Genomic DNA, 12,280 nt, shown 5'->3' with positions numbered 1-12,280 from the left:
GAGGGCTACACGTGGTCGCGCCAGCTGTGCTGGGGCGCGTAGCCCAGCATCCGCCTGGCCTTGTCGATCGAGAGCAGGGTGTCGTTGTCGCCGACCTTCCGGAATTCCACGCCGGGGAAGACCTCGGCGGCCAGCTCGGCGTTGGGCCGGCTCATCACCGTGTCGGCGGCGGCGATGATGAACGCCTCGAAGCCCGGCTTCGCGTTCTCCAGGGCCCGCAGCACGGCCTGGGCGCCGTCACGGCCGTCGATGTAGCCCCACAGGTTCCACTTGCGCAGGGTGGCGTCGGCGTCGAAGGCGGGGAAGGCTGCGTAGTCCTCCGGGTCCTTCACGTTGGAGAAGCGCAGGGCCGTGATGCTGAGTTCGGGATCCCACCGGGTGAGCTGGATCGCCATCTGCTCCTCGAGGTGCTTCACCAGCGAGTACGTGCTCTCGGGGCGGGCCGGGTATTCCTCGTCCACCGGGATGTAGGGCGGGTCGATGTCGAACGGCAGGCCGAGCACGGTCTCGCTGGAGGCGTAGACCAGCTTCTTGATGCCCGCACGCCGGGCCGCCTGGAACACGTTGTAGGTGGAGAGGATGTTGTTGTGGAACGTGGCCACGTCGGGAACCAGGCCGGGGGCCGGAATCGCGCCCAGGTGAACGATGGCATCGAAGCCGCTGTGGCGGTCATCGATTCCGAGGACCGCGTCGACCACCTGGCCGTAGTCCTTGAGGTCCACGACGACCAGATCCGGGCTGCGGGCACCGTCGCGGTCGAGGTTCAGCACCTCGTGGCCCTCGGCGACGAGGTACTTCACGACCGTCCGGCCGAGTTTTCCGGTTCCACCGGTGACGACGATCTTCATGCGGGACTCCTCTTCGTGGGCGTTGCGTGTGGCTACTACTGAACAAGCGTACGACTGCGCTCCGGGTGCCGGCGCTCTCCCTGCACGTGCCACTCCGCGTGCCACGGCGCGTGCACAGCACGTGCACAGCGCGTGCACTAGCCTCCAGGCATGGAAACGTGGGATGTCGTCGTGGTCGGTGCCGGCGTGTGCGGGCTGACGATCGCCCGGCACCTGCAGGAGTACGGTCGGGCGGTCCTCCTCCTCGACAAGGGCTCGCGGCCGGGCGGGCGCCTCGGCGGCCGACCGCTCGGCGGCACGCTGCTGAACCCCTCCGTTGACACGGTTCGAAGCCACGACGACGAGGTCACCCGCGAGATCACCCGACGGACCGGCGCCCGGTTTGCGCCCGTGTTCGAAGGCCACGCGGACTGGATTTTCGACGTGCCCGTCGGCGACATCGCTACGAGGTGGGCGGCCGGGACGACGCTCATGCGCACGTTCGTCACCCACCTCGCCGTGAAGGATTCCGGACTCATCCACGTCGTGCCGCACGCCTCGGGGGCACCGTTCGTGGGCCGGGCGGTGGTGCTCACCGCGCCCGTTCCGCAGAGCGTGCAGATCCTCCGCAGTACTGGGCTCGCGGTGGCGCCCGGGCTGCTCGACGTGGTCTACGACAAGCGGGCCGTTCTGCTCTGTGTCGTCGATGGCGTCGTCGATGGCGTCGGGGGCGGTGTCGGGAGCGGTGTCGGGGAGGATAACCTCGGCATTCGTCCGGCCTCTGACGGGGTCATCGAGACGGTTCGAGTCAGGCACAGGGGCGATGCCCGTCGGGTGTGGCTCGAAGTCTTCGCGAGCCCTCTCTGGAGCGAGGCGACGTGGGATGCGGACGCCACGTTCTCGCAGGCCGCCCTGCTGGCCGAGCTGATCCGGCTCCGGCCCGGCCTGCGAGTCGTGGACTCGGAGCTGAAGCGCTGGCGGTACGCGAATGCGGTGGGTGCGGTTTCGGATGCCACGTTCTCCCGCAGCGAGGACCAGCCGGGCATTTTCGTGGCGGGAGACGGTTTCGGACAGCTGCAGGGGCATCCGTCGGGGGTCGCCCGGGCCGTGCGCTCCGGGCTGGACGTGGCCCGGGCCCTCGCCTAGCCCGCCTGGGCCCGGCACCCGCATCCGTCGCGGCGCACCTTGTAGAAGCAGGCGCACGTTCCAGGCTGCGCCCGCTTCCACACCCTGCGCCACGAGCCCCGTCACCAAGCCATGGGTCCCGAACTAGAGCAGCGCGCCCCACAACACCTGGCCGGCCAGCAGCGTGGTGCCGAGCGTGACCAGGGTGATCTGGACGATTTCCACGCGACCCGGATGCGCCCACGCACCGTCACCTCTCCGCCCGAGCCAGGCGTTGGCCCAGACCAGGGCCGCCACCGCGAGCAACGAGAGGGTGACGGTGCGCACGAAAAGTTCGGGGACGTCACCGAGGAGTCCGGCACCGATCTGGTAGAAGGCGATGATGCCCCACGGCACGATGCCCACCATGGCCCCGAAGACGAAGGGCCGGAGCGAGTCGCCGGCCGGTTCGCGTTCCTGCAGGGCAAGGAAGAGTGTCGCCCCCGCCGTGATGGCGTAGAGCGCCACCAGCGTGCCGACCTCCGTGACGCCGTTGAGCTGGGCGACGAGGAACACCGTGATCGCTGCGACCTGCGAATACTCGACCCAGCGCAGCGGGTTGCGTGCGGCGGCCAGGCCCCGCCGGTAGCTGCCGGCGAACACCGGGGTCACGGCGGTGAGACGCAAGAGAGCGGAGAAGGCGAGCAGGATGACGACGGCCACCCCGAGGTTCACGGAGGCCAGGTCGACAACGTGCGGTTCGGCCGTGGAACCCACCGGTCCGCCGGGGAAGCCGGCCGTGACCGGCAGCAGCACCGGGGCTTTCCGGACCAAAACGACCACGGAGACCAGAACGGCCTGCGCGAGAAGCACGAGGCCGGCGACGAGGTTCACGGCGCGCAGTCGGGTGAAGTGGGCATCCGTCACGGTGTTGTGGGATGCCGTCGTCATGCGTTCAGCGTAATGGTCAGGTTCCGCGGGCGGCTCGCGAAAACGCCAGAATGAAGGGGTGAGTGATGCCGGCAGCTTCGTGGACGCGACGCTGCAGGCGGAAGGGGATTCGTACCGGGCGGCGGCGGCGCAGCAGCGGCTGGGCAGCGACCTGCGGTTCTACGGCGCCTCGGTCGGCGCGGTGCGCGGCACGATCCGGGACGTCTCCCGCCGGCATCCCGGTCTGACGCACGACGAGATCACCGCGCTGAGTTCCGAGCTGTGGGCGGTGCCGGTGTTCGAGCGCCGGCTCGCGGCCGTCGTGCTGCTGCAATCGAACGTGCGGATGCTGGACAACTCCGATCTGACCCGGATCGAGGGGTTCGTGCGGAGTGCCGGCCTGCGCGAGCTGGTCGACCCACTCGCCGTCGATGTGGTGGCCCCGCTGCTGGCGCGTCTGGATGCGCCGGGCCGCGCCCGGGGCCAGGGCGTGCTGGATCGCTGGGCCGGAGACGGCGATCAGTGGGTGCGCCGGGCCGCCCTCCTGTGCTCATCCAGCGAGCGATGAGTCCTCCGGCACGGTGATGACGATCTTGCCGCGCGCGTGCACCTCGGCGAAGTGGCGGAGGGCCTCCGCCGTTTCCCTGAGTGGATAGGTCCGATCGATGGCGGGCGTCACGGCGCCGGCTTCGATGAGGGTGCGGAGTTCGTCCAGGGCGACCCGGCCTCGACCCGCGGTGAAGGTGCGCAGATTCTGGCTGATGAAGGGCGACAGGGTGAAGGCCCGCAGGATGCGACCCATCGGGCCGAGGACTCGGCCGCCGGCGCCGCTCGACAGCACGAGAGTGCCGCTGCGGGACAGTGCGCGCCGGAACTCGCTGAGCGAATGGTTGCCGATCAGGTCGAGAATCACGTCGTAGCGCTTCCCGCTGGTCGTGAAGTCCTCCCCCGTGTAGTCGACGACATGGTCGGCGCCGAGCGTTCGCACCAGCTCCGCATTCCGGGTGCTGCACACGGCGGTCACCTCGGCGCCGAGCACCTTCCCGAGCTGTACGGCAAACGTGCCGACCCCACCGGAGGCGCCGTTGATCAGGATCTTCTGCCCGCGCTGCACCCGTCCACCATCCCTGAGCCCCTGCAGTGCCGTCCTGGCCGACAGCGGCACGGTCGCAGCCTGCTCGAAGGAGAGGTTGGCCGGCTTGTGCGCCAGCATCTCCTCCGGAACGGCGGCGTACTCGGCGAAACCGCCCGCGTCGATCTCGGCGAAGACCTCGTCGCCCAGGCGGAATCGGGTGATGTTCGTGCCCACCGCGGTCACCACCCCGGCGACATCCTTGCCTCGAACCATCTCCCTGGGTTCCCTGAGACCGAAGGCCAGCCGGGCGATCAGCGGGCGGCCGGTCGTGTAGACCCAGTCGGCGTGGTTGACGGATGCCGCGCGCACGCGGATGAGCACCTCGTCGTCCGTGATCACCGGTTGGGCGACGTCCTCGAAATGCAGCACGTCGGCCGAGCCGTAGGCGTGCTGAACAATCGCCTTCATGGTTTGCGTCTGTGCTCGTTCGGTGTGGACGGCACTCTGGTTCGGTGTTTTCTTCGTAGTCGTCTTCATGGTCGTCTTGTTCATTGCCCCATGCCTTTCTGAGAGGAATCCGGATCAACCATACGGCGTAAGGTTGTTACCGAAGAAAGTACCATACGATGTAAGGTATGTATAGGTCAATAACGGAACGCGACCCATCGGAGGCACAGTGACTTCAACAACGACGACCACGACAGCCCGGGAGCCCGTCACGAGGGCCCGGGCCATCCAGGCCGCCGTGGCCCTCGCGGACGCCGACGGGATCGAGTCGCTCAGCATGCGCAAGCTGGCCCGGGACCTCGGGGTCGAGGCGATGTCGCTCTACTACCACGTCAAGAGCAAGGACGACATCCTCGACGGAATGATCGAGAGCGTCATCGACGAGATGGCCCTGCCTGCCGCCGATGCGGAGTGGAAGTCGGCCCTGGGCGAACGCGCGGAATCAGCGCGGAGAGTGCTGGGGAGGCATCCGTGGGCGATCAGCATGGTCGACCAGCGCACCACGCCGACGACGATGCGCCACCTCGACACCGTGATCGGATGTCTCCGACACGCCGGATTCTCCATCGCCATGGCCGCGCACGCGATGTCCCTCCTCGATAGCTACGTGCACGGATTCGCACTGCAGGAGGCGTCCCTTCCGCTCGACGAGTCCGGTGACATCGGCGCGACAACCGAAGACATCCTCGCCCAGCAGGGCATGACTGCGGCGTTCCCCCACCTCGCCGAAATGGGGGTCGAGCTGATCCTGCAGCCCGGGTACGCCTACGGAAACGAGTTCGCGTTCGGGCTCCGGGTGATCCTCGACGGTCTCGAGGCCGCCTTCACCGCCGAGGCTCGATCCCGGGCCTGAGCACCCTCGGTGTCAGAGCAGTGCCGGCGTCAGAGCCCCGGCAGCACCTGTTCCCGCACCTGCTTGCGCAGGATCTTGCCGAGCATCGAGCGGGGCATGTCCTCGATCGTGACGATCCGCCGCGGAATCTTGTAGGCGGCGAGGTGCTCGCGGCAGTGCGCCCGCAGGGCCTCCTCGTCCAGCTCCGTCCCGGGCTTCAGCTCGACCGCCGCGACGACCATTTCGCCGCCGCGTTCGAGCGTCTTGCCGACGACGGCCGCGTCGACGACATCCGTGTGCAGGCGCAGCGCCACCTCGACCTCCGAGGGCGAGACGTTGAAACCGCCGGTGATGATGAGCTCCTTGGCGCGGTCCACGATCGTGGTGAAGCCGTCTGCGTCGACGGTCACGATGTCGCCCGTGCGCAGCCAACCGTCCGGCAGGAGGGTCTTCGCGGTCTCCTCGGGGTTGTTCCAATAACCCTGGAAGACCTGCGGGCCCTTCAGCAGCAGCTCGCCGGGCTCGCCCTGGGCCACCGTGGTGGCGGGGTCGTCCAGGTCGACCACCTTCATCAGGGTGGAGGGGAAGGGCACGCCCACCGTGCCGGGCCGGCGGGTGGGGTGGAACGGGTTACCGAGAGCAACCGGCGACGTCTCCGTCATGCCGTAGCCCTCCACCAGCAACCCGCCCGACACCGACTCCCACAGTTCCACCACATGGTCGGGAAGGTTCATGGCACCCGAGATGCAGTATTTGCAGGAGCGCAGCGAGATCCCGCGTTCCTGGGCGGCCACCGCGGTGCGTTCGTAGATCGGCGGCACCGCGCAGTACACCGTCGCGGGCGACTTCTTCATGGCGTCGAGAATCAGGTTGGGGTCGAACTTGGGGAACAGCACGAGCAGGCCCTGCTTGCGGATGCCGTAGGTCAGGTAGAGGGTCATCCCGAAGGCGTGGAACATGGGCAGGATCGCGTAGAAGACCTCCTTGCGGTACTCGGCCCCGTGCATCCACGCCTCGCCCTGCAGGGCGTTGGAGTACAGATTGAAGTGGGTGAGCATGGCCCCCTTGGGCTGTCCCGTCGTGCCCGAGGTGTACTGGAGTGCCGCGAGATCGTCGACCGCCGGGCGCGGATGCTCGGGATCGATCGGGTCGTGGCTCAGCAGTTGCTTCCACGGGATCGTGCCCGGGGCCGGACCGGTGAGAGCCTCCCGGGATTCGCGCAGTTTCTTCACCGGCAGGTGCAGGGCGAGGCGCTTGACGGTCGGGAACGCCAGGAGCAGGTTCACGGAGACGATGTGGTCGATCTCGATGTCTTGCGGGAAGGCCCGAACGGATGGCACGGACTTGTCCCAGGCGATCACGATGCGGGCCTGGTGGTCCTCGAACTGGTGGCGGAGTTCCCGCGACGTGTAGAGCGGGTTGTGCTCCACCACCACGGCGCCCAGCCGCAGCACCGCGTAGAAGGCGACGACGTGCTGGGGGCAGTTCGGCAGGATCAGGGCCACCCGGTCGCCCGCACGCACGCCGAGGTGCCGCAGGCCTTCCGCCGCCCGGTCGACCTGGTCGCCGAGCTCGGTGTAGGTCGTGCGGCGCCCGAAGAATTCCAGCGCGGGGTGATCCCCGGCCTCGATTACGGACCGTTCGAGCATCGCGACGAGTGACTCCGTGGGGAGTTCGATTTCGGCCGGCACACCCGGCTGATAGTTCTGCACCCAGGGCTGCTGCTGCGTAATCGACATGCTCTTATCTTCTCGCACGAACGGGGGGCACTCTCCGATGGATTACCGTTGTAGTATGCACACCCCTGACACGACCCCCACGCAGAGCGCGGCAGACACTGCCCGCGAAACGAAAACCTTCGCCGACCTCGGGCTCAATGATGCGATGCTCAAGGCGCTCAAGGACGTCGGGTACGAAACTCCCTCCGCCATCCAGGCCGCCACCATTCCCCCGCTTCTCGCCGGGCGCGACGTCGTCGGCCTCGCCCAGACCGGAACCGGCAAGACGGCCGCGTTCGCGTTGCCGATCCTCTCGCGCCTCGACATGGCCCAGAAGACCCCGCAGGCACTCGTACTCTCCCCGACTCGTGAGCTCGCCCTGCAGGTGTGCGAGGCCTTCGAAAAGTACGCCGCCCACATGCGCGGCGTGCACGTGCTCCCCGTCTACGGCGGCCAGGGCTATGGCGTGCAGCTCTCCGCGCTGCGCCGTGGGGTGCATATCGTCGTCGGTACGCCCGGCCGCATCATGGACCACCTCGAGAAGGGCACGCTCGACCTGTCGCAGCTGAAGTACCTGGTGCTCGACGAGGCCGACGAGATGCTGAAGATGGGCTTCGCCGAGGACGTCGAGACGATTCTCGCCGACACCCCGGACGACAAGCAGGTCGCCCTGTTCTCGGCGACCATGCCGGCGCAGATCAGGCGGATCTCGAAGAAGTATCTCGACGACCCCGAAGAGATCACGATCAAGAACAAGACCACGACGTCGGCGAACACGACCCAGCGCTACCTGATGGTGTCGTATCCGCAGAAGGTCGACGCGCTCACCCGCATCCTCGAGGTGGAGAACTTCGAGGGCATGATCGTGTTCACCCGCACCAAGAATGAGACCGAGCTGCTCGCCGAGAAGCTGCGCGCGCGCGGCTACTCCGCGGCGGCCATCAACGGCGACGTGGCCCAGGTGCAGCGTGAGCGCACCGTCAACCAGCTCAAGTCCGGCAAGCTGGACATCCTGGTCGCAACGGATGTCGCCGCGCGCGGCCTCGACGTCGACCGCATCAGCCACGTCGTCAACTACGACATCCCGATCGACACCGAGTCGTATGTGCACCGCATCGGCCGCACCGGCCGCGCCGGCCGCAGCGGCGCGGCGATCAGCTTCGTCACGCCCCGCGAGCGCCACCTGCTCAACGCCATCGAGCGGGCGACCCGCCAGCCGCTGACGCAGATGCAGCTGCCGAGCTTCGAAGACGTCAACGTCACCCGCCTGGCACGCTTCGACGACGCCATCTCCGAGGCCCTCGGCCAGTCCGAACGGATCAGCGCCTTCCGCGACATCATCGGTCACTACGTCTCGCACCACGACGTGCCCGAAGCGGATGTCGCCGCGGCACTCGCGGTCGTCGCCCAGGGCGAGACTCCCCTGCTGCTCACCCAGGCGGATGCCCGAGCGCAGCGGCCCGAGCGCGCCGACCGCGGCGACCGTGCCGAGCGTGCCCGCGCCGACGCCGGTCGCGGTGACCGCCGTGACGACCGCGGCGAACGCGGCGAACGCGTTGAGCGGGTGGAACGACGCCCCCGCGACAACAACCGGGCGATGGCCTCGTACCGCATCGAGGTCGGCAAGCGCCACAAGGTGGAGCCGCGCCAGATCGTGGGTGCCCTCGCCAACGAGGGCGGCCTGAGCCGCGAAGACTTCGGTCACATCCAGATCAACCCGGAGTACTCGCTCGTCGAGCTGCCGGCCGACATGCCCGGCGACGTTCTGGACCGACTGACGAACACCCGCATCAGCGGCAAGCTGATCGAGATCCGCGCCGACGGTGGCGGACCGGTGCGTCGCGAGGGCCGCACCGAGCGCCCGCCGCGCCAGCCGCGCAGCTACTGAGCGCCCCACGGCATACCGGCGGCATCCGCCCTCCGGTATGCCGTGGGGCTATGCGGCTCCGGTGCAGCGTGCAATCGTCGTAGGCGAACCGATTGGTTCCTGACGAAGGAGACTGACATGTTCACCAGTTCCGAAGCCTTCAGTTCGTTTTCCGTGGACGACATCGACAAGGCGAAGCGCTTCTACGGCGAGACCCTCGGGCTCTCCGTCACGGAGGGCATGATGGGCAACCTCGAGGTTCGGCTCGGCAACGGCGCGCAGGTTTTCATCTATTTCAAACCCGACCATGTGCCGGCGACCTTCACCGTTCTCAACTTCATGACCGACGACGTCGAGAAGACCGTCGACGAGCTCAATGCCCGCGGCGTGACCACGAAGATCTACGGCGACGAGGATCTCGCCGATATGCCGCCCAACGACGAGAAGGGCATCATGCGCGACGACGAGCACAAGGCCCAGATCGCCTGGTTCACGGACCCGGCCGCCAACGTGCTCGCCGTGGTTGCGGCATCCGTGTAGCGGAGACTCACGGCGGGAGATTGTGATGCAATCTGCAATTGACAACCCGGAGGCCACCTGGGCCGAGCGCTGGTCTGAGAGCTGGGACGGCTTTTTCTCGAACTGGCTGGCGCCGCTGGAATCCCCCGGTCTGGCCATCCTCGGCCTGAGCCTGGCGGCTCTCGTTCTCGCCCGGCTCCTGGCATTCGTGCCGCTGATGTGGCGCGGCAAAACCAGCCAGCACGCCATCGACCGCCTGAAAGGCTGGGGACTGGGCCTGATTCTCGGCGGATCTGCGGTGTTCGTCCTGTTCGCGGGAGGCCCCGGTGTGGTGTGGGTGCTGGCCTATCCCGGTGCTCTGATGATGGTCGCCGGGATGGTCGGCTTTTCCCGAGGTCTGGCCACCGATCGGAAAATCTCCGTTGAGGTGCGCGATGAAGCCGGTCAACCCGCCGAGACTCGCACCCGGAACGTGATGGTCTTGTTGACGTCGCTTGCCGGGAGCCGGCCCAAGGGCCTCTACTTCGCGATCGGGAGCGATGTCGCGTTCCTCTCCGATTCCTCGCTGTCGGGCGTCGTGCCCAACCGGGTGCTGGCAGCGCTACAGGCCATCGCGACCTTCATGATCGGCAGCACCCCCTGGCGTCTGTCGGTGGATGCAACGAACCCGGACAATCTCGCCGTGAGCATGTCGCGGCACGGCCGCCAGATCGATGCGGCGACCATCAACCGCTCCGACCTGGGTCTGGCCCGCCTGGACGGCGGAGACACCGTCGACCTGGACAAGTTCGTGGCGGCATTCGCGCTGATGATCCTGTCTACGCAATATACGGATGTCGAGGGTCTGGCCGGCACCGGATCCTGGCGGTCCCTGGGTCTCCACTTCGTGGCCTCCACCGATCTTCGTGATGATGCCAGCGATGCCCGTGCCATCGCCATCCTGAGCCACGCGGTCGATCTGGACCCCGACAATCATCCGGCCAGCCTCATGCTGCAGTACCGCCTGCACCGGTACGGCACGGAGTTCGACGAACTCCGGCGCTACGCGGACTGGCTCAGCGTTGAGACGGCCCACCTCGAAGCGGAGCACTCCCCCACGCAGGATGCGGACTTCTCGTTGCACTACCACCGCGTGCTCCTGAACTACGTGATCACCGTCGAGAATCTGGTCTCCGTCACTGACCGGCCATCCGGCACCAGCACCAGCACGGATGCGATCCGTGCGCGGGAGAGCGCCCTGGAATTGGTGCGCCTGATCGACGCGGGGGCGGGCGAACGGAACATCGAACCGGGCGAGGTCTCCCTGCTGAAGCGAAAGATGCGTCTGGTGGCCGCCACCGGCTACGTTGCGCTCGGCGGGTCGCAGGATCTGCTCGAGATCGGCAGCCGCATCAAGGAGGCCGGCATTTCCGCGTCCCCGTGGGTGCGCTACGACCTGGGGTGCATGTTCCACGCTCAGAGCCAGGAGCAGACGGATCCGACGCGGAAGGCGGAACTGCGCGAGCTCGCACTGGGGCACCTCGAGTACGCGATGATCGCCCCGCGACCCCGGTCCTTCGTCTGGAAGGACCCGATGCTCACCCAGCTTCACGCCGATCCCCGCTTCCAAAAACTGGCCGGGAACCCCCGCACGGATTTCTGGGATCTGAACTCGCTGCAGCCGTACCGCACGCAGTTCGCCGACCTGGGGATCACCAGCCCGTTTCACCTGTCGACCCTCGTCGGAAGCAGGTCGGAACTCGGCGACTTCCTGGGGGCGGGGCGGCTGCAGACGCTGGCACTGTTGGGCATCTCGGAACTGGCGAACCGCGCGGAGGTGCTTTCGATGCTGCCCTGGTCCGAGGAGCTACTCAGCCGTTACCGGGTCGAGCTCGTGTCCGAGATCATCGCGGAGGGCATTCTCAGCGCCGCGGAACTCGGCAACCTCGGTGAGCAGGAGCGTGACCTGCTGAGCACCAAGGTCTTCCGCGCACTGGCGCGCCGGTACGACTTCGAGGAGTTCGACCTTCTGCAGGTGGCCGGTTGGGTCGACGCGCTGGTGCCCTGACGGCTCCTAGCGGACCCGCGGAGCCGGGAACAGCGGCTTGCAGGTCGTGCAGACCTCACCGTCCTGGTCCTGGTCCCGGTCGGAGACGGCACGGTGTTCGCTGCCCAGTCGCTCGAGCAGCGCCCACACCAGTAGCGCGACAGCGGCGACCGCGACGACCGGGCGAACGGCGTCGGAGATCAGCGGCACGGCCTCGCGCAGCTCGGTGGTGAGGTAGAACGCGATGAGCCCGAGCACGGGCCAGCGCACGTCACACCGGGTGGCTTCCCCGCCGATCGGGGCATCGAAGTAGCTGGCCACGACCAGGCCGATCAGCCCGGCCCCCACGACCGTGACCGCGTAGGCCCACGCGGCACCGGGGAACGCCAGCGACCCGTCGACGACGGCGACGGCGCCGGAGGCGAGGGTCAGCACGGCCAGCACCGCCGCGGCGATGCCGGCTGCGATCATCCGTCGCCGGCCGGGCCAGGTTCGCAGTTCGGTGAGCATTCCCGAAAGTCTCATAGTGCGACTGATTCCTTATTCGTGATTGTGCGTTGATACCCCATGGGGTATTTTATACCCATGAAACCCGAATCGACGAAGTCAGACGATCTGCGCAAGACCGTGAACCGGCTGAAGCGCGCCCAGGGGCAGCTCGCCGCGGTGATCGCCGCCGTCGAATCCGGCGCCGACTGCCGTGCGGTCGTCACCCAGCTCGCCGCCGTCTCCAGCGCCATCGACCGCGCCGGCTTCACGATCATCTCCTCCGCCATGAAGGAGTGCCTCACCGACCAGGGCGACACCGGGGACAAGAAGCCCCTCCGCGTGGAGGAACTCGAGAAACTGTTCCTGGCGCTGTCCTAGCCGACCAG

12 protein-coding genes are annotated in these 12,280 nt (G+C 67.6%); 7 read left to right on the top strand and 5 right to left on the bottom strand.

From position 1 onward, the window contains the following. Nucleotides 1–5: 5 nt before the first annotated feature. Nucleotides 6–848 carry an NAD-dependent epimerase/dehydratase family protein gene (locus tag E3T23_RS00515; protein WP_134368469.1) on the bottom strand — a complete coding sequence of 281 codons (843 nt, stop codon included), beginning with the start codon at nt 846–848 and terminating at the stop codon, nt 6–8. 150 nt (nt 849–998) lie between these two features. Here E3T23_RS00515 and E3T23_RS00510 point away from each other — a divergent pair, with 150 nt between their 5' ends. Continuing rightward, the gene (locus E3T23_RS00510; RefSeq protein ID WP_134368468.1) at nt 999–1,973 is read left to right on the top strand and encodes an FAD-dependent oxidoreductase; all 975 of its coding nucleotides are present in this window, start codon (nt 999–1,001) and stop codon (nt 1,971–1,973) included. 123 nt (nt 1,974–2,096) lie between these two features. Here E3T23_RS00510 and heR read toward each other — a convergent pair whose 3' ends face one another. After that, the gene (gene heR / locus E3T23_RS00505) at nt 2,097–2,882 is read right to left on the bottom strand and encodes a heliorhodopsin HeR (RefSeq protein ID WP_134368467.1); all 786 of its coding nucleotides are present in this window, start codon (nt 2,880–2,882) and stop codon (nt 2,097–2,099) included. Nucleotides 2,883–2,940: 58 nt separating this feature from the next. Between heR and E3T23_RS00500 the strand changes: the two genes are divergently transcribed. Continuing rightward, nucleotides 2,941–3,429: a DNA alkylation repair protein gene (locus E3T23_RS00500; protein ID WP_134368466.1), complete on the top strand. Its 489-nt coding sequence runs from the start codon at nt 2,941–2,943 to the stop codon at nt 3,427–3,429. On the opposite strand, the gene E3T23_RS00495 is transcribed toward E3T23_RS00500, so the two are convergent. Next, entirely contained in the window at nt 3,412–4,404 is a 993-nt protein-coding gene (locus E3T23_RS00495) for an NAD(P)-dependent alcohol dehydrogenase (protein WP_134368465.1), read from the bottom strand. The genes E3T23_RS00500 and E3T23_RS00495 overlap by 18 nt on opposite strands. Nucleotides 4,405–4,612: 208 nt before the next feature. Here E3T23_RS00495 and E3T23_RS00490 point away from each other — a divergent pair, with 208 nt between their 5' ends. Further along, entirely contained in the window at nt 4,613–5,296 is a 684-nt protein-coding gene (locus E3T23_RS00490) for a TetR/AcrR family transcriptional regulator C-terminal domain-containing protein (RefSeq protein ID WP_198416153.1), read from the top strand. Nucleotides 5,297–5,325: 29 nt separating this feature from the next. Here the strand turns inward: E3T23_RS00490 and E3T23_RS00485 are convergent, their stop codons facing one another. After that, nucleotides 5,326–7,014 (bottom strand): long-chain-fatty-acid--CoA ligase, encoded by a 1,689-nt coding sequence (locus tag E3T23_RS00485; RefSeq protein WP_134368464.1) that lies wholly within the window; start codon nt 7,012–7,014, stop codon nt 5,326–5,328. A gap of 55 nt (nt 7,015–7,069) precedes the next feature. Between E3T23_RS00485 and E3T23_RS00480 the strand changes: the two genes are divergently transcribed. The 3 genes from E3T23_RS00480 to E3T23_RS00470 all read left to right on the top strand — a co-directional run bounded on the left by E3T23_RS00480 (nt 7,070) and on the right by E3T23_RS00470 (nt 11,426). Next, the gene (locus E3T23_RS00480; protein ID WP_134368463.1) at nt 7,070–8,881 is read left to right on the top strand and encodes a DEAD/DEAH box helicase; all 1,812 of its coding nucleotides are present in this window, start codon (nt 7,070–7,072) and stop codon (nt 8,879–8,881) included. Nucleotides 8,882–8,998: 117 nt separating this feature from the next. Next, a complete protein-coding gene (locus E3T23_RS00475) occupies nt 8,999–9,400 on the top strand; it encodes a VOC family protein (protein WP_134368462.1) in 402 nt (133 codons plus the stop codon). A gap of 25 nt (nt 9,401–9,425) precedes the next feature. Continuing rightward, nucleotides 9,426–11,426 carry a hypothetical protein gene (locus E3T23_RS00470; protein ID WP_134368461.1) on the top strand — a complete coding sequence of 667 codons (2,001 nt, stop codon included), beginning with the start codon at nt 9,426–9,428 and terminating at the stop codon, nt 11,424–11,426. Nucleotides 11,427–11,432: 6 nt separating this feature from the next. On the opposite strand, the gene E3T23_RS00465 is transcribed toward E3T23_RS00470, so the two are convergent. Then, a complete protein-coding gene (locus E3T23_RS00465) occupies nt 11,433–11,930 on the bottom strand; it encodes a hypothetical protein (protein ID WP_134368460.1) in 498 nt (165 codons plus the stop codon). A 60-nt stretch (nt 11,931–11,990) separates the two neighbouring features. Here E3T23_RS00465 and E3T23_RS00460 point away from each other — a divergent pair, with 60 nt between their 5' ends. Beyond that, entirely contained in the window at nt 11,991–12,272 is a 282-nt protein-coding gene (locus tag E3T23_RS00460; protein ID WP_134368459.1) for a metal-sensitive transcriptional regulator, read from the top strand. The last annotated feature ends 8 nt before the right edge of the window (nt 12,273–12,280 follow it).

This window comes from Cryobacterium cheniae, assembly GCF_004403395.1.
Taxonomy (GTDB): domain Bacteria; phylum Actinomycetota; class Actinomycetes; order Actinomycetales; family Microbacteriaceae; genus Cryobacterium; species Cryobacterium cheniae.
This window is presented reverse-complemented; position numbering and strand designations above follow the sequence as displayed.

Excerpts from the sequence above, each read along its gene's own strand:
- E3T23_RS00515 (WP_134368469.1), bottom strand. The coding sequence starts at position 848 with ATGAAGATCGTCGTCACCGGTGGAACCGGAAAACTCGGCCGGACGGTC.
- E3T23_RS00510 (WP_134368468.1), top strand. The coding sequence starts at position 999 with ATGGAAACGTGGGATGTCGTCGTGGTCGGTGCCGGCGTGTGCGGGCTG.
- heR (WP_134368467.1), bottom strand. The coding sequence starts at position 2,882 with ATGACGACGGCATCCCACAACACCGTGACGGATGCCCACTTCACCCGA.
- E3T23_RS00495 (WP_134368465.1), bottom strand. The coding sequence starts at position 4,404 with ATGAAGGCGATTGTTCAGCACGCCTACGGCTCGGCCGACGTGCTGCAT.
- E3T23_RS00485 (WP_134368464.1), bottom strand. The coding sequence starts at position 7,014 with ATGTCGATTACGCAGCAGCAGCCCTGGGTGCAGAACTATCAGCCGGGT.
- E3T23_RS00480 (WP_134368463.1), top strand. The coding sequence starts at position 7,070 with ATGCACACCCCTGACACGACCCCCACGCAGAGCGCGGCAGACACTGCC.
- E3T23_RS00475 (WP_134368462.1), top strand. The coding sequence starts at position 8,999 with ATGTTCACCAGTTCCGAAGCCTTCAGTTCGTTTTCCGTGGACGACATC.
- E3T23_RS00470 (WP_134368461.1), top strand. The coding sequence starts at position 9,426 with ATGCAATCTGCAATTGACAACCCGGAGGCCACCTGGGCCGAGCGCTGG.
- E3T23_RS00465 (WP_134368460.1), bottom strand. The coding sequence starts at position 11,930 with ATGAGACTTTCGGGAATGCTCACCGAACTGCGAACCTGGCCCGGCCGG.
- E3T23_RS00460 (WP_134368459.1), top strand. The coding sequence starts at position 11,991 with ATGAAACCCGAATCGACGAAGTCAGACGATCTGCGCAAGACCGTGAAC.